At 34.5% G+C, this 20956-nt stretch carries 19 protein-coding genes and 1 pseudogene; 15 read left to right on the top strand and 5 right to left on the bottom strand.

The genetic code is table 11. The annotated features are described in order from the left end of the window. Positions 1 to 56: 56 nt before the first annotated feature. From JOD96_RS08945 to JOD96_RS08955, 3 genes are all read left to right on the top strand, one after another. A complete protein-coding gene (locus JOD96_RS08945) occupies positions 57 to 1553 on the top strand; it encodes a cellulase family glycosylhydrolase (protein ID WP_209563940.1) in 1497 nt (498 codons plus the stop codon). Between the two features lie 111 nt (positions 1554 to 1664). Next, entirely contained in the window at positions 1665 to 3611 is a 1947-nt protein-coding gene (locus JOD96_RS08950) for a sialate O-acetylesterase (protein WP_209563941.1), read from the top strand. 314 nt (positions 3612 to 3925) lie between these two features. Continuing rightward, positions 3926 to 6334 (top strand): glycosyl hydrolase family 95 catalytic domain-containing protein, encoded by a 2409-nt coding sequence (locus JOD96_RS08955; protein ID WP_209563942.1) that lies wholly within the window; start codon positions 3926 to 3928, stop codon positions 6332 to 6334. Positions 6335 to 6399: 65 nt separating this feature from the next. On the opposite strand, the gene JOD96_RS08960 is transcribed toward JOD96_RS08955, so the two are convergent. After that, on the bottom strand, positions 6400 to 6966 hold the full coding sequence (locus JOD96_RS08960) for a CvpA family protein (RefSeq protein WP_209563943.1): 567 nt from the start codon (positions 6964 to 6966) through the stop codon (positions 6400 to 6402). A gap of 174 nt (positions 6967 to 7140) precedes the next feature. Between JOD96_RS08960 and JOD96_RS08965 the strand changes: the two genes are divergently transcribed. The 3 genes from JOD96_RS08965 to JOD96_RS08975 all read left to right on the top strand — a co-directional run bounded on the left by JOD96_RS08965 (position 7141) and on the right by JOD96_RS08975 (position 9179). Beyond that, positions 7141 to 7497: a hypothetical protein gene (locus JOD96_RS08965; protein ID WP_209563944.1), complete on the top strand. Its 357-nt coding sequence runs from the start codon at positions 7141 to 7143 to the stop codon at positions 7495 to 7497. 131 nt (positions 7498 to 7628) lie between these two features. Next, positions 7629 to 8648 (top strand): phenylalanine--tRNA ligase subunit alpha, encoded by a 1020-nt coding sequence (gene pheS / locus JOD96_RS08970; protein ID WP_209563945.1) that lies wholly within the window; start codon positions 7629 to 7631, stop codon positions 8646 to 8648. Between the two features lie 123 nt (positions 8649 to 8771). Next, positions 8772 to 9179: a hypothetical protein gene (locus JOD96_RS08975; RefSeq protein ID WP_209563946.1), complete on the top strand. Its 408-nt coding sequence runs from the start codon at positions 8772 to 8774 to the stop codon at positions 9177 to 9179. A gap of 139 nt (positions 9180 to 9318) precedes the next feature. On the opposite strand, the gene JOD96_RS08980 is transcribed toward JOD96_RS08975, so the two are convergent. From JOD96_RS08980 to JOD96_RS08990, 3 genes are all read right to left on the bottom strand, one after another. Beyond that, positions 9319 to 10314 (bottom strand): NAD(P)H-dependent glycerol-3-phosphate dehydrogenase, encoded by a 996-nt coding sequence (locus JOD96_RS08980; RefSeq protein ID WP_209563947.1) that lies wholly within the window; start codon positions 10312 to 10314, stop codon positions 9319 to 9321. Positions 10315 to 10608: 294 nt separating this feature from the next. After that, the gene (locus tag JOD96_RS08985; protein ID WP_209563948.1) at positions 10609 to 11766 is read right to left on the bottom strand and encodes an iron-containing alcohol dehydrogenase; all 1158 of its coding nucleotides are present in this window, start codon (positions 11764 to 11766) and stop codon (positions 10609 to 10611) included. A 104-nt stretch (positions 11767 to 11870) separates the two neighbouring features. After that, positions 11871 to 12632, bottom strand: a complete 762-nt coding sequence (locus tag JOD96_RS08990) for a type 1 glutamine amidotransferase domain-containing protein (RefSeq protein WP_209563949.1) — start codon at positions 12630 to 12632, stop codon at positions 11871 to 11873. A gap of 84 nt (positions 12633 to 12716) precedes the next feature. Here JOD96_RS08990 and JOD96_RS08995 point away from each other — a divergent pair, with 84 nt between their 5' ends. The 9 genes and pseudogenes from JOD96_RS08995 (at position 12717) to JOD96_RS09035 (ending at position 20261) form a co-directional block, all read left to right on the top strand. Beyond that, a complete protein-coding gene (locus JOD96_RS08995) occupies positions 12717 to 13616 on the top strand; it encodes a LysR family transcriptional regulator (protein WP_209563950.1) in 900 nt (299 codons plus the stop codon). A 72-nt stretch (positions 13617 to 13688) separates the two neighbouring features. Continuing rightward, the gene (locus JOD96_RS09000; protein ID WP_209563951.1) at positions 13689 to 14381 is read left to right on the top strand and encodes an NUDIX hydrolase; all 693 of its coding nucleotides are present in this window, start codon (positions 13689 to 13691) and stop codon (positions 14379 to 14381) included. A gap of 75 nt (positions 14382 to 14456) precedes the next feature. Next, a complete protein-coding gene (prs, locus tag JOD96_RS09005; protein ID WP_209563952.1) occupies positions 14457 to 15290 on the top strand; it encodes a ribose-phosphate diphosphokinase in 834 nt (277 codons plus the stop codon). A 93-nt stretch (positions 15291 to 15383) separates the two neighbouring features. Continuing rightward, positions 15384 to 15920 (top strand): NADAR family protein, encoded by a 537-nt coding sequence (locus JOD96_RS09010; RefSeq protein ID WP_209563953.1) that lies wholly within the window; start codon positions 15384 to 15386, stop codon positions 15918 to 15920. A 7-nt stretch (positions 15921 to 15927) separates the two neighbouring features. Then, positions 15928 to 16866 carry an ADP-ribosylglycohydrolase family protein gene (locus tag JOD96_RS09015; protein WP_209563954.1) on the top strand — a complete coding sequence of 313 codons (939 nt, stop codon included), beginning with the start codon at positions 15928 to 15930 and terminating at the stop codon, positions 16864 to 16866. A 7-nt stretch (positions 16867 to 16873) separates the two neighbouring features. Continuing rightward, positions 16874 to 17344, top strand: a complete 471-nt coding sequence (locus tag JOD96_RS09020; protein WP_209563955.1) for a macro domain-containing protein — start codon at positions 16874 to 16876, stop codon at positions 17342 to 17344. Between the two features lie 15 nt (positions 17345 to 17359). Then, a complete protein-coding gene (locus JOD96_RS09025; RefSeq protein WP_209563956.1) occupies positions 17360 to 17908 on the top strand; it encodes an RNA 2'-phosphotransferase in 549 nt (182 codons plus the stop codon). After that, a pseudogene (locus JOD96_RS09030) lies at positions 17905 to 18636 on the top strand (metallophosphoesterase family protein). Before JOD96_RS09025 ends, JOD96_RS09030 begins: the two are co-directional and overlap by 4 nt. Before the next feature lie 158 nt (positions 18637 to 18794). Continuing rightward, on the top strand, positions 18795 to 20261 hold the full coding sequence (locus JOD96_RS09035; RefSeq protein WP_209563957.1) for a nicotinate phosphoribosyltransferase: 1467 nt from the start codon (positions 18795 to 18797) through the stop codon (positions 20259 to 20261). 53 nt (positions 20262 to 20314) lie between these two features. Here the strand turns inward: JOD96_RS09035 and nadD are convergent, their stop codons facing one another. Then, positions 20315 to 20896 (bottom strand): nicotinate (nicotinamide) nucleotide adenylyltransferase, encoded by a 582-nt coding sequence (nadD, locus tag JOD96_RS09040; RefSeq protein ID WP_209563958.1) that lies wholly within the window; start codon positions 20894 to 20896, stop codon positions 20315 to 20317. Positions 20897 to 20956 lie beyond the last annotated feature (60 nt).

A 20956-nucleotide genomic window follows, 5' to 3' on the forward strand; every position in this document is an offset into this window, starting at 1 on the left:
AAATAACGCCAGCCTATTAAAAGCTGGCGTTGATGTTAAAAATTAAACCAAATAACATGAAAAAACCAATAATAGATTACTTGTTGACTTTTGTTTTATGTTTTGCTTTTTTAGGAGTTTTAGCCTGCAGTTCAGATAAAGAAAACACTTCTGAGGGTATAAAAACACTAAAAGCCAGTACAAATAAAATTGATTTTGAAAGCAAAGAAACCACCGTTGAGATAACAATTAATTCCAGCGCCTTAAACTGGACTTTGAGTAATCCGGCGAGCTGGATAAAAGTAAGTCAGACAGTTGGCACTTCTGGAAGTACAGTTGTCAGAATTACGGCATCAGAAAATGCAGATACTTCAGTAAGAAATGCAGTATTGACTTTAACTTCTAGTGAAGCAGCTGCTTCAGAAATTACAATTTCACAGGCTGCGGCAACAAAAAGTTTATATCCAAGTTACAATACAAATCCAATTGCAGCAGATGGTTCGGGAATGGGAAGCTCAGCAGTTGAACTGGCTGCAAAAATTAAACTAGGCTGGAATATCGGCAATACACTGGAAGCAACCGGAGGCGAAACGGCCTGGGGAAATCCAAAAGTCACTAAAGAGCTGATTGGAGCAGTAAAAGCAAATGGTTTCAATGCCATTAGAATTCCGTGTTCCTGGAATCAGAATTTGGAGAACAGTGCAACAGCAAAAATCAAAACCGAATGGCTTAACAGAGTAAAAGAAGTAGTGCAATACTGTGTAGAGAATGATATGTATGTGGTAATAAATATTCACTGGGACGGCGGCTGGCTGGAAAATAATATTTCTGAAGCAAAAAAAGTAGAAAACAACGCCAAACAAAAAGCCTTCTGGGAACAAATCGCGACACATTTACGCGGATTTGATGAACATTTACTTTTTGCAAGTGCCAATGAACCAGCGGTTGAAGATGCAGCACAAATGGCAGTTTTAACCTCGTATCACCAGACATTTATTGATGCTGTTCGATCAACTGGAGGTAAAAATGCTTCCCGTGTTTTAGTCGTGCAAGGCCCAACAACAGATATAGAAAAAACAAACAAATTAATGACTACATTGCCTGTAGATAAAGTTGCAGGCAGAATGATGGTCGAAGTACATTATTATTCACCTTGGAATTTTGCAGGTTTAACCAAAGACGAAACTTGGGGTAAAATGTTTTATTATTGGGGAGCTGGTTTCCATTCGTCAAGCGATACCGAGCGCAATGCAACTTGGGGAGAAGAAGCCGATTTGCAAAAAAACTTCAGATTAATGAAAACACAGTTTGTAGACAAAGGAATTCCGGTTTTATTGGGAGAATTTGGAGCCATCCGCAGAACAACTTTAACGGGCGATGCTTTGGCTCTACATTTAAATTCACGAGCATATTATTTGAAGACAGTTGTGAAACAAGCCAGAGCAAACGGATTATTACCTTTTTATTGGGATGAAGGAAGTACAGGAAATAATGGTTTCGGAATTTTTAAAAGAAGCGATAATTCGGTTTTTGACACACAAGCTTTAAATGCTTTAATTGAAGGATTACAATAGAAAATAAACAAAAACCACATGAGCGATATAAGTTAATTTACTGCTTATCACGGTTTAAATTTATATTTACTTATATCACAAATAGTTTAAAAATATTTAAATTAAAAAAAAATGAAAAAGAATTTAATATTTATCTTTCTGTTGACTGGCGTTTTATTGAATGCAAATGTAAAAATGCCTTTAATTTTTTCTGACGGAATGGTGCTGCAGCGCAATAAACCAATTCCGGTTTGGGGCTGGGCAGATGCAAATGAAAAAGTAGAAATTCGATTCAACAAACAAACCAAAACGATCACAGCCGACCAAAACGGAAAATGGAGTGTAAACCTAAATGCAGAAAAAGCGGGCGGACCTTTTGAATTATCCATTACCGGAAAAAATACAATCACCATCAAAAATGTTTTGGTTGGCGAAGTATGGATCTGCAGCGGACAATCAAACATGGAATTTCAGGTTTACAAAACTATAAATGCCGAAAAAGAAATTGAAGATTCAAATTATCCTATGATTCGTCATTTTGGTGTAGCACAAGATTTAAGCGGAACACCAAAAGACGATTTGAAATCTGCAAAATGGGAAGTTTCAAACAAAGAAAACGTTGGTAATTTTACAGCAGTAGGTTATTATTTTGCCAAAAAATTATACGCCGAAATAAAAGTTCCAATCGGGATCATAAACACATCCTGGGGAGGAACAAATGTAGAAACCTGGACAAGCCGTGAAGCATTTCAAAACAGTGAAGACTTTAAGGCGATGATTGCCAATGTTCAGGTTGTTAACATGGACGAGGTTTTTGAAATCTATAAAAAATCAGTTTTAGAAAATGTTAGAAAAGTTCAGGGTTTCGATGTTTCAATGGAAAACGAAGCCCAGTTTAAAAATCCGGATTTCAATGATAAAACCTGGCCAGAAATAAAAGTTCCTTCACTTTGGGAAAATCAACAACTTGCAAATATGGACGGAATTGTCTGGATGCGAAAAACAATTGTTTTAACAGCAGACCAGGCCAAAAAAGAAGCCGTTTTATATTTATCAAAAATCGACGATGAAGATCAGACTTTTGTAAACGGAATTGAAGTGGGGACAAACAAGCTGTGGGACAAACAAAGAATCTACAAAATCCCTGCAAATGTTCTAAAAGAAGGAGCAAACACAATAGCAGTCAGAATTACAGATTATAGCGGTGGAGGCGGAATTTACGGTGATCCCGCCGATTTAAAAATTGATTTAAAAGATTCAAATCTGCCTCTTGAAGGGCTTTGGAAATTTAATGTAGTAAAAGTAAGAATCGAAGTTTCACCAAACAGTTACCCATCATTATTGTACAATGCGATGGTAAATCCGTTAGTTCCATATGCCTTTCAGGGCGTTTTATGGTATCAGGGCGAAGCCAATGTCTCGAGAGCAAAAGAATACAAAAAAGCATTTCCGCTTATGATTACAGACTGGCGAACAAAATGGAAACAAGGAGATTTTCCTTTCTATTTTGTACAATTGTCTACTTTTGATGAATTTGGCGGAAACAGTGCAAAAGGAAGCCGTTGGGCAGAACTGCGCGAAGCACAATCAGAAACCTTAAAATTACCAAATACCGGAATGGCCGTAACAACCGATATCGGGAACGCAAAAGACATTCACCCAACAAATAAACAAGACGTAGGTTTACGTTTAGCAGCAATTGCGTTGCATAATGTTTACAACAAAAAACAAGTTTTCAGTGGTCCTGTTTATAAATCTCAGGAAATAAAAGGAAACCAGATTATCCTAACATTTAATCATATCGGTGGCGGATTATCAACTCCAGAAAATACAGAGTTAAAAGGTTTCGAAATTGCCGGTACAGACAAAGTTTTTCATGCTGCCAAAGCCATAATCAAAGACAATAAAATAATCGTTTCAAGCGATCAGGTTCAAAATCCAGTAGCTGTTCATTACGGTTGGGCAGACGATGACACGAATATCAATCTTTACAACAAAGAAAAATTTCCGGCATCGCCATTCAGAACAGACAATTGGGAAATGATCACAGCAAATGAGAAATATAAAGTAAGTAAATAACATCTGGGCGTGACCACAACCCGATAAGAGGGCAAATTTACATTCCGCTTATACGCCCTCTTATCGGGATGCGGTCGGGCTATCCGCACTACTTCGGTAGTTAGCTCCTATCCCTCACGCAAGCGAAAGTATATTAGGTTTTTTTCTCCTAACAGGTTTTTTAAACCTGTTAGGTATAATCTTAGGAAAAGGGAAGAAAAGAAAGAAAGATATAAATACCTAACAGGTTTAAAAAACCTGTTAGGAGACGGAGAATAATTACAACCAAAGAGTTTCAAGTTTTAGAAGCAATCAATTTCATAAGAACACAGAAGATGAATTCAAACGCCATAAAAAAAATATTTGTCAGTTTACTTTTTATTTCTTTCTGTATCAAAGTAACCGCCCAATCCACACAAAAGCTATGGTACAATAAGCCGGCAGAATTTTTTGAGGAAAGTTTGGTCTTAGGAAACGGAAAACTGGGAGCAACCGTTTTTGGCGGCGTTAACTCAGATAAAATTTATCTGAACGATGTCACACTTTGGTCAGGAGAACCCGTGAACGCAAATATGAATCCCGAAGCCTACAAAAACATACCGGCAATTCGCGAAGCTTTACAAAATGAAAATTACAAACTCGCAGAGGAATTAAACAAAAAAATTCAGGGTAAAAACTCAGAATCGTACGCGCCATTAGGAACATTAGAAATCAGTAATTACGAAAAAGGCAAAGCGACCAATTACTATAGAGAACTTGATATTTCTAATGCAGCATCAAAAATAAGTTACGAAATGGACGGCGTAAAGTATACGCGTGAATATTTTGTTTCAGCACCAGACCAAATCATGGTAATCAAACTAACGAGCAGTCAAAAAGGAGCTTTAAATTTTGATATTAATTTGAGAAGTCTCTTAAAATCAAATGTCGAAGTCAGAAACAACACAATGATGATGAATGGCGTTGCGCCAATTCATGAAAATACAGGTTATACAGTTGTACCAAAATACTTAGAAATAAAGGAAAGAGGAACAAGGTTTACGACTTTACTTCAGGTCAAAAATACAGACGGAAAAGTGACAAGTTCAAACGCTACAATGACTTTAAGAAATGCTTCAGAAGTTTTTATTTACATCTCAGTAGCCACAAGTTTTAATGGTTTTGACAAAAATCCTGCAACCGAAGGGATCGATGATGTCGCAATGGCATTGCAAAATTTAAATAAAGCATTTACAAAACCCTTCGATAAATTAAAAGAAAATCACGTCGCCGACTATCAGAAATTCTACAACAGAGTAAGTCTGGATTTAGGAAATACAACAGCGCCGGATCTGGCAACAGATGAACGTTTGCTTCGCTATTCTGAAGGAAAAGAAGATAAAAACTTAGAAATTTTGTATTTTAATTACGGACGTTACTTACTCATTAGCAGTTCAAGAACATTGGGAGTTCCGGCAAATTTGCAAGGAATCTGGAATCCACATCTTAATCCGCCATGGAGCAGTAATTATACCATGAATATTAATGTTGAGGAAAATTACTGGCTGGCAGAAAACACCAACCTTTCAGAAATGCATTTGCCATTACTTAGTTTTATAAAAAACCTGTCAGTAACCGGAAAAACAACTGCTAAAACATTTTATGGCGTAAATCAGGGCTGGGCAGCAGCTCATAATTCTGATATTTGGGCAATGACCAATCCCGTAGGCCAATTTGGAAAAGAAGATCCTATGTGGGCGTGCTGGCCAATGGCAGGCGCGTGGCTAAGTACACACATTTGGGAACATTATGTGTTTACGCAGGATGCAGCATATTTAAAAAAAGAAGGATATCCATTAATGAAAGGCGCGGCCGAGTTCTGCCTTGGCTGGATGATAACCGATAAAAAAGGAGATTTAATTACATCGCCATCGACTTCGCCAGAAAATCAATATATCACTCCCGACGGTTTTGTGGGAGCCACTATCTATGGAGGAACAGCAGATTTGGCCATGATTCGCGAATGTCTTGATAAAACAATAAAAGCATCAGAAGTTTTAAATATTGATGCAGAGTTTAGAGAAAAACTTAAAAAAGCATTTGCCAAACTTCATCCATATCAAATTGGTAAAAAAGGAAATCTGCAGGAATGGTATTTCGATTGGGAAGATAAAGATCCTAAACACCGTCATCAATCACAGTTATTCGGGCTCTTTCCCGGCAATCATATTACACCTTTAAAAACTCCCGATTTGGCAGAGGCATCAAAAAAAACACTAGAAATTAAGGGAGATGAAACCACTGGCTGGTCAAAAGGCTGGCGAATAAATCTCTGGGCAAGGCTTTGGGATGGTAACCGTTCCTATAAAATGTTCCGCGAATTACTGCGTTATGTCGATCCGGATGGCAAAAAAACAGAAACAACAAGAAGAGGAGGAGGAACCTACCCGAATTTATTCGATGCACATCCGCCATTTCAAATTGACGGTAATTTCGGAGGCGCTGCTGCCGTTGCCGAAATGTTGTTACAATCGGATGAAAATGAAATAAGATTACTTCCAGCTTTGCCAGATGCCTGGGAAAAAGGATCTGTAAAAGGTCTTTGCGCACGAGGCGGCTTTGAAATAGAAATGAATTGGAACAATAAAAAACCAGAGAAAGTAATTATCTCTGCTAAAAAAGAAGGCAAAACAATCTTGATTTTTGGAGATAAAAAGCAAGAAGTTGTTTTGAAAAAAGGGCAGAAATTAGAGATAAACTGGTAAAATAAAACCAGATTAAATCAAACCTAACAGGTTTTCAAAACCTGTTAGGTTTTTTATGCAATGTCTTATTTTTTAGAATCCTCTTCGGGTTTTTCAGAATCTTTGGCTTCTTCTTTATTCTTTTCCTTCTGGCTTTCCTTAAAAGTCTCATACCATTTTTCAATTGAAGGATATACAAAAGCAGCCACTTTCTTAATCGGATTATAAAAAATGGATCGGTCTAAAGTTTCTTTTTTGGCAAAAGTATTATCGAAATTTATTTTTTCAAAAAGCGCAATAAAAATGCTTACGATTAAGATTGTTTTTAAAATCCTGAAAAAAGCACCGCCCAATTTATTAATCAGACCAAGTTGTGCAAAATCAGCAACTCCGGTTAAAAATTTTGCCAGCAAATAAACTGCAATAACCACCAGAATAAAAGTTAGTATAAAAGCAGTAACCTGAATATTAGTCGGATTCCAGCTCACATGCTTTGCAATAATATCTTTCATTAAAGAAGAAAATTTTATCGCTAAATAGATTCCTAATAATAATGAAACAAAAGAAGCAACTTCTACAAAGAGGCCGTTTTTAAAACCTTTGTATAAACTGAAAGCCAAAAGCGCTCCCAAAATAATATCTAAAAAACTCATGTTTGTTTGTGTTTAGTGGGCGCAAATATAAAAAGAATTATCAGGGATATGTTCTCTAATTTCAACTCCGTATCTTTGCAAATCTAATTTTAGAGTTCAGATTGCAGATTTAAATTAAATAATCTTAAATCATCATGAGGCAATCTGAAATCTAAATCTAAAATCATATATAAAATGTCCAGAGATACACAATTAAAAGAGCGTTGGGAAAAGCTTGTCGATATACTTTCAAATCAATTTTCGCAAGGAGAAGATCTTGATTTAGATGCCATTATTTACCTAATCGGAGTTCAGGAATATGGTAAAATACACCGCGAATATAAAAAAGACGAAAAATTAAATTTAATGCATATTGCTATTTGCAGATTATTGGAACCATACGGGTTTTATGAATTCGAATATTTTGATGAAGATGGCTGGCCGCATTACAAAGTAAAAGAAGAGCTGCCGCCTTTAAGAGCAGGAGAGCAATCCGTTTTAATGAAAGAAGCAATTGTAAATTATTTTTTAGACAGAAAGCTCATAGAATAATTTTTAGAGAGCGTGAGCAGATTTTAGATTTTGGATTGAAAATATAACAGAAGTTTAGAAATACTTCTTATATCTCACATCTAACGTCTCACTTTTTTACTTAAATTTGTACTCTCAATTATTGAAGGAAAATGATAGATAAGATAAAAGATTATATTAGTGAAGCAGAAGCTTTTTCAACAGAAAATGCAGCTGAACTAGAAGCATTCCGTATTAAATTCTTAGGAAAAAAAGGAGTTTTGAATGACTTTTTTGCCGAATTTAAAAACGTGCCAAACGATCAGAAAAAAGAATTCGGACAAGTTATAAATGCTTTAAAAAATACTGCGGAAGAAAAAGTTAAAGCAACTGTTGAGGCTTTAGAAAGTAAAGAAGAATCTAAAGGTATTTTTGGAGATTTAACACGTGCGGCAGAACCGGTAATTATTGGTTCTCGTCATCCTATTTCAATAGTTAAAAATCAGATTATTGATATTTTTGCTAATATTGGTTTTAATGTTTCTGAAGGCCCTGAAATCGAAGACGACTGGCATAATTTTACAGCATTAAACCTGCCGGAATACCATCCGGCACGTGATATGCAGGATACATTTTTCATTCAGACAAATCCTGATGTATTGTTGCGTACGCATACATCATCAGTACAGGTTCGTTATATGGAAAACCATAAACCGCCAATTCGTACTATTTCTCCGGGACGTGTTTTTCGTAATGAAGCAATTTCATCACGTTCTCACTGTATTTTCCATCAGGTAGAAGGATTGTATATAGACAAGGATGTTTCATTTGCAGATTTAAAACAGACATTACTTTATTTCACTAAAGAAATGTTCGGAAAATCAAAAATCCGTCTTCGCCCTTCCTACTTTCCATTTACAGAGCCAAGTGCCGAAATTGACATTTATTGGGGCTTAAAAACCGAAACGGATTACCGTATCACAAAAGGAACCGGCTGGTTAGAAATTGGTGGTTGCGGAATGGTTGATCCAAACGTTCTTAAAAATTGCGACATCAATCCTGATGAATATAACGGTTTTGCTTTCGGAATGGGAGTGGAGCGTATTGCAATGCTTTTATACCAAATTGGTGATATTCGTATGTTTTATGAAAATGATGTGCGTTTCCTAGAGCAATTTAAATCTAATATATAAACTAATTGTAGATTGAAGATTTTAGAATTAAGAATGGTCTAAAGACTTAAATCCATTGATTATAATAAATAAACCTTTGTTGAAGTTTTGGCTTTGACAAAGGTTTTAAAGCTTTTAATAAAAATGAAAAAAGATATAGTAATTCCAGAAGTCGAAAATGTATTTCTTGCCGCTGTTCAGGAATGGAGTGACGATTTTATGGAAAAAGTGTGGTATGCTTATTTAGTAAACGATAGTGACTTTAATTTAGACAGTGTAATGGTCGTTTCCAAAGCATTTGGTACCATTGATGGAGAAATGAAAAAAACGTCCATTCTTCGTCATGCTTTTGTCGAAGTTCCTGCTGTTTCTGTAGTAAAGATCGAAATGATTGAAAAGAGTCTTTTGGTTATGAATAACGAATTTATGGTAACGTTCTTCATTGGAAATACACTTTATGACAAGAAATTTATCTTTAAATCAAACCTAATTAACGAGAATAACACAGAAGAAGTACCGATTTTGTTTATTGAAGGAATTATGGTGAAGTAAAGAGAAAAAATAGAGTAAAGAGAATAGAAAATAGATAAAAGAAGAAAGAGTCAAGACTGAATAATTTCATCTTGACTCTTTTTTTATGTGTAGAGAAGTCTATTCTCTTTTACTCTATTTTTTACTCTAATAAAAAAAACTAATCCAAAGATTCAGTCAGTTTCTTAAAAACTGATTTTGCATCTTTTCCTTCATATAATATGGCATATACCGCATCAATAATTGGCGTTTTTGCTCCGTAACCCTGATTTAGTTTATAAGCACTTTTTGTAGCATAATAACCTTCTGCAACCATGCTCATTTCCATCATGGCGCTTTTTACGGTATATCCTTTTCCAATCATGTTTCCGAACATTCTGTTTCTGGAGAAAACAGAATAGCCTGTAACTAACAAATCGCCTAAATAAGCCGAATCATTAATATTACGTTTCATTTTATGGACTTTTCTAATGAATTTTTTCATTTCACGAATTCCGTTACTCATCATAACAGATTGAAAGTTATCTCCGTAACCTAAACCATGTGCAATTCCGGCTGCGATTGCATAAATGTTTTTAAGCATTGCAGCATATTCTGTTCCGATAATATCGTCTGAGATTTTGGCCTTAATGTAATTTCCGGAAAGTGATTTGGCAACAACACAAGCTTTGTCAGGATCTCCACAAGCAATAGTTAAATAGGAAAGCCTCTCTAACGCTACTTCTTCTGCGTGACAAGGGCCTGTAATAACCCCTATATTGTAGTAAGGAATATCGTATTGAATATGAAAATGTTCTCCAACAATTAAACTTGTTTCCGGAACAATACCTTTAATAGCAGAAAAAATAATCTTATCAGCCAGAGAAACCGTTAAGTTTTGTAACTCCGTATTTAAAAAAGCAGAAGGAATCGCAAAAATTATATAATCTGCATATTCAACAGCTTCATTAATATTATTCGTTAATTTAAGTTTCCTGGTATCAAATTCTACCGAACTCAAATAATTTGGATTGTGTTTGTATTTTTCAAGATGTTCTATAGCAGCATCATTGCGCATGTACCACGAAATTTCAGAAAGATTTACACAAAGCATTTTTGCAATTGCCGTTGCCCAGCTCCCTCCTCCAATTACTGCAAATTTTAAATTTTCGCTCATTATTTTAATAATTTAAAACAAAAGTACTTAATAATGTAGTAATAACACAAAATCTGATTTAAGAAATTTAAAAACTGCCTTGAATTATAATGGTTTTCAGGTAGTTCCAAAAAAATATAAAATATTTAGCAGAGATACAATAAAATTGTAAACCTTACGTTATAAGTATTTGTAAATTAGAATTTTAATGAGTTTAGCAAAAATTGAGTTAGTTAGTTTTGTTTTAGTATTTTGAAAAGGCGTTCCTAAAATCATTTTAAGAACGCCTTTTCGTTTAATTTTTTCTGATACTTACTAGTAACTCATCTCAACAATTGCTTTTACTTTATCCAAAGTTACAAGTTGATTTTCTCCAAGCCCTTTCCAGCCTCTTTCATCAAAACGCTTGACAATAAAATCTGCAGTTTTATCATAGTCATTTGTGTATTGTGAGAGTTTAGTGTCCATTCCCATTTTATGGAAAAATGCAACAGTCTGGTTAATTGCTTCTTTAGCAACTTCATCATCAGAACCGGATAAATTGAAAATTCTTCTTCCGTATTGTGCTAATTTTCCTTTTTTGGTTTCAAACATTACGCTGTATAAACTAGGTCCGATAATTGCCAAAGTTCTTGCATGGTCAATTTCATATAAAGCAGTTAGTTCATGACCAATCATATGTGTGGCCCAGTCTGTCGGGACACCTTTTTGAATTAATCCATTAAGTGCCATTGTACAGCTCCACATAAAATTAGAGGCCAAAGTATAATCTGTCGGATTTTCGACAACGCCCGGGCCAACTTCAATTAAAGTCTGCAAAATTCCTTCGGCAATTCTGTCCTGAAGAAATCCTTCGTGCGGATACGTTAAGTATTGTTCCATAACGTGCGTATAAGCATCTACGACACCATTTTGAATTTGTCTTTTTGGTAAAGAAGCAATAACTGCAGGGTCGCAAATTGAAAACTTAGGAAACAATGCACTTCCGCCAAAAGCCAGTTTTTCCTGAGTTGCATTAATAGTAACAACAGATCCCGAATTCATCTCACTTCCGGTTGCCGGCAGTGTCAAAACAGTTCCAAACGGTACAGCGTTTTCTTTAATTAGAATCTTTTTTTGAAGAATATCAATCGGATTTCCCTCAAAATGAACCGCCGCCGAAATAAATTTTACCCCGTCAATTACAGATCCGCCGCCTACAGCAAGAATAAAATCAATTTTTTCAGCTTTTATTACGTCAACAGCCTTCATCAAAGTCTCGAATCTTGGATTTGGTTCAATTCCTCCAAACTCTACAATATTAAAACCTTCCAGAGTTTTGATTACCTGATCGTAAATTCCATTTTTAAAAATACTTCCACCGCCATAAGCCAATAATATTTTAGCCTCTTTTGGAACTAAAGTTGAAAGTTTTTTTATTTGTCCTTTTCCGAATATCAAATTCGTAGGATTATATAATTCAAAGTTTAACATGTTTTTGTTATTAGGTTCTAAGATGCTAAGGTTCTGAGATTCTAAGGTTTTTTACTAAGTTTAAAATCTTAGCATCTTAGTCCCTTAGAAACTTAGCATTTTTTTTATTTATTTAATTGTGCTAATAATTTCCCGGCAACTAATTTAGATGAAGCCGGATTTTGACCTGTAATTAAAAGTCCGTCTTCAACCGCATAAGGCTGCCAATTTGGACCTTTAGAAAAAATCCCTCCGTTTGATGATAAGGCATCTTCCAATAAAAATGGAACTACTTTTGTCAAACCAACCGCTTCTTCTTCGTCATTTGTAAACCCGGTAACTTTTTTACCTTTTACCAAATATTCGCCTTTTACCTTTACGTTTTTCAAAACAGCTGGGGCGTGACAAACAAAAGCAACGGGTTTTTTATGATTATAAAAGGATTCAATCAAGGCAATTGAATTTTTATCTTCTACCAAATCCCAAAGTGGACCATGCCCTCCTGGATAAAATACTGCATCATAATCTGCCTGATTGATTGTCGAAAGCTTTTGTGTATGTTTTAATTTTTCCTGTAAGGCTTTATCAGAATCAAATCTTTTTGTGTCTTCTGTTGCAGACGACGGATCTGAACTTTTAGGATCAATTGGCGGCTGACCTCCAAGTGGAGAAGCAATCGTGATTTCTACTCCTTTATCTAACAATTCATAATAGGGTGCAGCAAGTTCTTCTGACCAGAAACCGGTTTTTTCTCCAGTGTTGCCCAGTTTATCGTTGCTCGTTACAACAAATAATACTTTTTTCATCTTTTTATTTGATTTTTGGGCAATAGCTGAAAAGCTAATTGCCGTTAATAATGTAATTCCAAGTAATTTTATTTTTTTCATCGTTTAAATTTTTAACAAATTTACACCTTAAGTGATATTAGTAAAAATAAAATAAACTATGTTTGTTATAAAATAATTTATATCATGGTAAATTTAGAATGGTACAGAACTTTTAAATCGGTTTATAAAAACGGAAGTTTTTCACTAGCTGCAAAAGAGCTATTTATGAGCCAGCCTGCTGTGAGTCAACAAATATCTATGTTAGAGGCACATGTGGGAAATAAGTTGTTCAATCGAAAATCAAAAGGAGTTGAACCAACAGAATATGCTAAGTTACTGAATAATTTAATTATTGATGCTCTTGAAAGGCTTGAAAATGTGGAAGTTGGATTTAGAGCAAAAGCTCAGGATGCCAATCGTTTAATTTCTGTAGGGATTTCAAAAGATCTTTTTAGCAGTATTGGCAATGCATTAATTTCCAAGTATGCACTAATTGATTTTACTTTTGCTGAAAACGATGCACTTTTTAGTTTAGTCGATTCGAAGAAATTAGATTTTGCTATTGTGACCAAAAGATATGACACTTTTGATACGATTCAGGAAATGGTGGCGAAAATTAAATTGGTTATGGTCGCACCAGTAGATTTGGATATAACAGAATTTCGTCAAAAAATAAAATCGGATAATTTTACAGAAGCTGAACAATGGCTAAATGAACAAAAATGGTATAGTCACGAAGCCCGTATTCCGCATATAAAACTTTTCTGGCTACATGCTTTTAATAAAAAGAGACCCTCTATGATTCCTAATTATATTATTCCCTCAGAATATGAAATGCTGGAAATACTTTCTCAAAATTCAGGAATTGCGGTAACGTGGAATTGTAACGCAAGAAGGTTCATCCAGAAAAATAAATTGCAATTGGTTTGGAACAGTTTTTATGTTCCGGAAGAAAGTGTGTATTTATTGACGGGAAAACACAACAACTTAAGTTCCGTTTTTAAAATTATGTCTGAAGAATTAAGACAGGCTTTTCGAGTTTAATTAATCGAAGTTTAAACAGGAACTTCTAATTTATTTTTCAATTATGTTCTGATTTGAAAATGATTTAAGGGTATGGAAAAATTACAAAATATTAGAATCGCAGTTGATGCAATTGTTTTTGGATATAAAAATAGTCAATTATATGTGCTTTTGATTCAGCAGAAATTCGGCACAAGTGATTCATACTGGGCTTTACCAGGCGGACTGGTAAAAAACGATGAATCTTTAAAAGATGCCGTACAAAGAGAGTTAAGAGAAGAAACCAACGTCTCGGTAGATTATTTTGAACAATTATTTACGTTTGGCGATGATATCTTTCGGGATCCTCGCAACCGTGTAGTTTCAGTTGCCTATTTTGCTTTGGTAAATCCTTCAAAATTAGAGATCAAAGCCGATTCTGATGCAGAAAATGTGCAATGGTTTAAGATAAGTGAAGTTCCGACAATGGCATTTGATCACAATTCAATTCTCAAAAAAGCTCTGGAGCGTATAAAAGCAAAATTAACTTATGAACCAATTGGTTTTGATTTACTCCCAAAAGAGTTTCTTTTTTCGGAACTGGAAAACTTGTACTGTACCATTTTGGATAAAGAAATTGAGCGTAGAAATTTCAGAAAAAAAATCCTAAGTTTCGGAATTGTAGAAGAAACTGAAAATTATTCGCCGATAAAAACCGGGCGCCCAGCTAAATTATTTAGGTTTAATAAACAGAAATACAATGATTTAGCCAAAGAAGGTTTTCACTTCGAAATAAAGTTTGCGTAATTTTTACACAAAATAAATTGTTTAATAAAAATATTGATCTATATTTGCGTATAATTAACGCAAACTAAAAAAACTATGATACTTAATTTAGACCAAAATTTCAGACCATTTCCAAATCAAAAAGAGATAGAATTCAAAAATTTTACTTTTTCAGGAGGAGAACCACACATCAAAATTAATCCTGATTTTAATGTTAATCAAAAAATAACCATTACACACAGATTAAATTCTTTTAACGATTTCGGATTGCTGTGTCTTGCAGTAGATGCTTTAAGACGAATGGATGTTAAGATTATTGATCTTTTCATTCCGTACTTTCCGGCAGCGCGCCAGGACAGAGTTATGATAAAAGGAGAACCATTGTCTGTAAAAGTTTATGCAGATATTCTAAATGCGATGCAGTTAAATAAAGTTTATGTTTTTGACGCGCATTCTGAGGTGACGCCGGCTTTGGTAAATAACTGCGAAGTGATTCCTAATCATACTTTTATTGAGCAAGTAATAAAAAGCATTGGCAACGATGTAAAACTGATTTCTCCCGATGGTGGTGCTTTAAAGAAAATATACAAAGTTTCTGAATTTTTAGGAGGAGTAGAAGTAGTGGAATGCAGTAAAAGCCGTGATGTAAAAACCGGAAAATTATCTGGATTTAAAGTTTATGAAGAGGATCTAAACGGAATGGATTGTTTAATTGTAGATGACATCTGCGACGGAGGCGGTACATTTGTTGGCTTAGCCGAAGAATTGAAAAACAAAAATGCCGGAAAATTATTTTTGGCCGTAAGCCACGGAATTTTTAACAAAGGTTTTGAAGTTTTAGACTGTTTTGATAAAATATTTACTACGAATTCTTTTAAAGATTTTGATAATGAAAAAGTTGAGGTGGTTGGTTTGGACCGATTGATATGAGAAAATTTACCAATTGTTTGCAGGCGAAAAGGAATTTTGACTTTGAAACGTTTAGATGCTTTATTACAGCATTAAAAATTAAAATTAATTGAAATGAAATATAATATAGAAAAACTCACAACCGAAAAACAGGAAAATAAATACTTGTTTTTTTGGGGACACCAGCCCAATAAAGACGGAAGTATTTCCAAAACTTGTTTCAGTCAGTGGTGGTTAAGTTCTTTTGATGTTGACGGGATAACTTATAAAACAGCAGAACACTGGATGATGGCCAAAAAAGCATTATTATTTAATGACAAGGAAATTTTCGAAAAAATTATTCAGGCCAAATCTCCAGCTGAAGCCAAGAAGTTAGGACGAGAAGTTAAAAATTATGTCGATATGGTTTGGCTTGCAAATCGTTTTGAGATTGTAAAAGAAGGAAATCTGTATAAATTCGGCCAAAACAAAGATTTAAAAGAATTTTTGTTAAACACAAATGAAAGAATTTTGGTAGAAGCAAGTCCTGTAGATCCTATTTGGGGAATCGGAATGGCTGCAGATCATAAAGAGGTAAACAATCCCGAAAAATGGCAAGGGTTAAACCTTTTGGGTTTTGCTTTGATGGAGGTTAGGGATGAATTGAGATAAATTAATTATGGAAAACAAAATAAAGTCTGGATTATTTGGAGTTGCAATTGGTGACGCATTAGGTGTTCCGGTAGAGTTTAAAACCAGAGACTATTTAAGAAGTAATCCTGTTCAGGATATGATGGGATTTATGTGTTGGCATCAACCTCCTGGAACGTTTAGTGACGATAGTTCATTGGCTTTTTGTACTGCCGAAAGTTTATGCAAAGGTTTTGATATTGAAGATATGGCAATAACTTTTGTGAAATGGATGGAAGAAGGATATTGGGGAGCTCATCATAAAGTTTTTGATATCGGAGGGACAACTAGGCACTCTTTAGCAAGAGTTTTAAAAGGAGAACCCGCCAGAACTTCAGGTAATTTTTTTGAAGAAGATAATGGTAACGGATCTCTAATGAGAATTCTGCCTCTGGTTTTCCATCTTCATAAGGAAAAAGATGTTGAGGTTATTTACCAGAAAGTAAAAGAAGTATCATCAATTACTCACGCGCATTTTAGATCGGGATTTGCTTGCTTTATTTATGTTATTTATTGCTTAGAAATTTTAAATGAAGTGGACAAAATAGAGGCGTATAAGAATATGCAAAAGATTGTTTCTGATTTTTTAAGTGCTAAGAAATTTAATCCTGTTGAAATTCAGTTGTTTGATAGGATTTTAAAAAACAATATAGCTGAATATCCGGAAGAAAACATTCACTCGTCTGGGTATGTATTAGATAGTTTGCAGGCTAGTTTATGGTGTTTTTTGAATTGGAATACTTATGAAGGAACTGTTTTAAAGGCAGTGAATTTAGGCGGAGATACCGATACAACTGCAGCTATTACCGGAGGATTGGCAGGAGTATATTACGGAATGGACAATATTCCTGAAAAATGGATTGCCACATTGGCAAGAAAAAACGATATTGATGATTTGTGCGAGCGATTGTCATTAAAGGTAAAATAAAAAAGAAATGAAAGGCATTCAATATACAAAAGGCGATGCAACATCTCCTCAATCAGAAAATAATAAAGTAATTGTACATATCTGTAACGATATTGGAGGTTGGGGAAAAGGATTTGTAATGGCAATCTCGAAAAGATGGAAAAAACCAGAAAATCAATATAGAGAATGGTTCAAATCTAAAGATGGTTTTGAATTGGGGAAAGTTCAGTTTGTTCAGGTAGAAGAAGATCTTTGGATAGCAAATTTAATTGGTCAGCATAAAATCAATAAAGATGAAAACGGAAATGCGCCAATACGATATGATGCTGTTGAAGAAGGTTTGAAAGAAGTTGCTCTTTTTGCGATCAAAAATAATGCTAGTATTCATATGCCAAGGATTGGCTGTGGCTTAGCTGGCGGAAAGTGGGAGATGATGGAACCGATTATTCTCAAAACACTTTCAAATAATGATGTTGAAGTTGTTGTATATGACTTCTAGAAAATAATAATAATAATGAATGAGAAAATAACAAAAGATGTAAGTAAGTTCCTGAGTTTGATACTTAGACATTCACCAGAAAAAATCGGATTAAAATTAGACGAAAACGGTTGGGCAGATGTTGCGGAATTAATTGCAAAATGTAATAAGAAAGAAAAAACTTTAAATTCAGAACTTCTGGACTACGTAGTAGAAAACAACGATAAAAAGCGTTTTGCTTTTAACGAAGATAAAACAAAAATCAGAGCAAGTCAGGGACACTCTATTTCTGTTGAATTAGATTTAGCAGAAAGAGAACCTTCTGAGTTTTTATATCACGGAACGGTTGCCAAGTTTATGGAAAGCATTAAAAAAGAAGGTTTACAAAAAATGAGCCGTCAGCATGTGCATCTTTCTAAAGATCGTGAAACGGCGATTAAAGTAGGAAGTAGAAGAGGAGTTGCTCAAATTTTAACCGTAAGAAGCGGTCAAATGCATCGGGATGGATTTAAATTTTATTTGTCTGAAAATAACGTTTGGTTAACAGATGAAATTCCGGCAAAATATATAGAGTTTAAATCATGAAACGAACATTAGTTTTTGGCGACATCCATGGAGGTTTAAAAGCTTTGATTCAATTGCTTGAAAAAATTGTCCTTAACCAAAATGATAGACTTATTTTTCTGGGAGATTATGTAGATGGCTGGAGTGAATCGGCATAGGTTGTTGATTTTTTGATCAATTTGTCTCAAAAACAAGAATGCATTTTTATACGCGGAAATCATGATGTTTGGTGCCATGAATGGTTGAAGAATGATGTTGTAAATAATATTTGGTTTCTGCATGGCGGAAAATCAACTATAGAAAGTTATCAGAGCATTGATGCTTTCGAAAAAGAGAAACATCTTAATTTTTTTGTCAATATGAAAGATTATTTTGTAGATGAAAGTAACAATTTGTTTATTCATGCTGGTTTTTCTTCAATGCATGGTCCAGAGAAGGAGCATTATAAGACAAATTATTCTTGGGACAGAACACTTTGGGAAATGGCCTTAACAATGGACAAACGAATCAAAAAAGATTCACTTTCCTATCCTAAAAGATTATTGCTGTATAATGAAATTTACATCGGTCATACGCCAACACTTCATTACAATATCGAAATCCCTATGCAAGGCTGTAATGTTTGGAATATTGATACCGGAGCAGGTTTTCATGGAAAGTTAAGCTGTATTGATGTTACTACAAAAGTATTTTGGCAAAGTGATGTTGTGCAGACATTTTATATAAATGAAAAAGGAAGAAATAAGTAGTTCTAAATAGGATCGAGATATAAAGAATAATACACAAAGACACACGAAGAAAAAACACAAAACTGCACAAAGAAAATTAAAACTTTGTGAGTCTCTGTGATAACTTTGTGAATCTCTGTGAAACACAAAGTTTACGAGAATTTAAATAACTAAAATATATGAACCCACTTTTACTAACAGACGGTTACAAAGTTGACCACAGAAGACAATATCCAGACGGAACTACATTAGTGTACTCAAACTGGACGCCAAGAAAATCAAGAATCGAAGGAGTAAATGAAGTTGTATTTTTCGGATTGCAATATTTCATTAAAAAATATATTATTCAGGATTTTGAACTGCATTTTTTTAAACAGCCAAAAGAAGAAGTAGTAAAAAAATACGCCCGAAGAATCAATAATTATTTGGGAGAAAACCTTGTCGGAACAAAACATATCGAAGATCTACATGATTTAGGATATATTCCGATGGTTTTTAAAGCTTTGCCAGAAGGAACAAGCGTGCCAATCCGAGTACCGATGTTTACGATGTACAATACGCTTCCGGAGTTTTTCTGGCTGACCAATTATTTTGAAACATTGCTTTCTGCTGTAGTTTGGCTTCCTTGTAATTCTGCTACAATTGCTAAAGAGTACAGAAAAGTTCTTGACAAATACGCAGACGAAACGTCATCAGTTCCGGAATTCGTAGATTGGCAGGCACATGATTTTTCAATGAGAGGAATGGGCGGAATCGAAGCTTCTTTGACTTCTTCTGCAGGGCATTTATTGAGTTTTACAGGTTCTGATACAATCCCTGCAATTGATTTTATGGAGGAATATTACAAAGCCGATTCAGATAAAGAACTAATTGCGGGTTCAGTTGCTGCTACAGAACATTCTGTAATGTGTATGGGAACGACAGAAGGAGAATACGAAACTTTCAGAAGATTAATTTCTGATGTTTACCCAAAAGGAATTGTTTCTATCGTTTCTGATACATGGGATTTATGGAAAGTATTAACCGATTATCTTCCGAGATTAAAAAACGAAATCGTTTCAAGAGAAGGTAAAGTTGTAATTCGCCCTGACAGTGGTGACCCGGTAGATATTATCTGCGGAAATCCGAAAGGAAAAACAGAAGAGGAAAAGAAAGGTGTTATTGAATTGCTTTGGGATGTATTCGGAGGAAGTACAAACGATAAAGGATTTAAAGAATTAGTGCCCCAGATTGGTGCTATTTACGGAGACAGTATTACTGTAGCAAGAGCTACTCAAATCTGCGAAAGATTGAAATTAAAAGGTTTTGCCTCTACGAATGTTGTCTTAGGAATCGGATCTTTTACATATCAATATAATACAAGAGATACGTTTGGTTTTGCTATGAAGGCGACTTATGGAGAAGTAAACGGAGAAGGAAGAGCAATTTTCAAAAACCCGATTACAGATGACGGAACAAAAAAATCAGCCAAGGGATTAATGAAGATTGATTTAGTCGACGGTGCTTATTATTTAACAGATAATGTTTCCTGGGATGAAGAAAAGAAAGGAGAACTTAAGGAAGTTTTCAGAGACGGAAAACTCTTAATCGACCAATCTCTTTCTGAAATCAGAAATAATGTCAAAAAAGAGCTTACAATAGCTTAAAAAAGTAAAGCCTAAATGTTTATGCATTTAGGCTTCTTTATTTGTGATAATTTCTATTTCTTATAAAAATTATTGTGATCAATATATTCCCAAACTTTTGGAGGTAATAAAGGCTGAATATTTTTTCCTTCCTTGATATTGTTACGAATAAAAGTAGAAGAGATTTCTACAATCGGTGCATCAATGATATGAATTTTTGGGTGTGACTTTAATTCCGTATTTCCCTCTTCAGATGAAATTCTTGGATACACATAAATGTTATAATGATCTAATAATACCTCGTAGTTTTTCCATTTATGAAGCGTCTTAAGATTGTCTTCGCCCATAATCAAAGAAAATTCGTGTTTTGGATACTTTTCATGCAAATGCACCAAAGTATTTACGGTATAATTAGGCTGAGGTAGTTTAAATTCAATATCAGACGGCTTTATTTTGGGAAAATCTTTTGTAGCCAGATAAACCATTTCTAAACGCTGATGATCGTCCAGCAGAGTAGATTTCTTTTTTAACGGATTATGAGGCGTAACAACCATCCAGATTTGATCTAAATCGGCAAATTCTGCCATGTGATTGGCAATAATCATATGACCAACATGAATTGGATTATAAGTGCCGAAATAAAGACCTATTCTCATTTTGTGTTTTGTTTCGCAGAGATTCGCCGAGTTTTCTCAAAGATACACAAAGTAATTTAT

Source organism: Flavobacterium sp. 1355, from assembly GCF_017833415.1.
Classification (GTDB): Bacteria; Bacteroidota; Bacteroidia; order Flavobacteriales; family Flavobacteriaceae; genus Flavobacterium.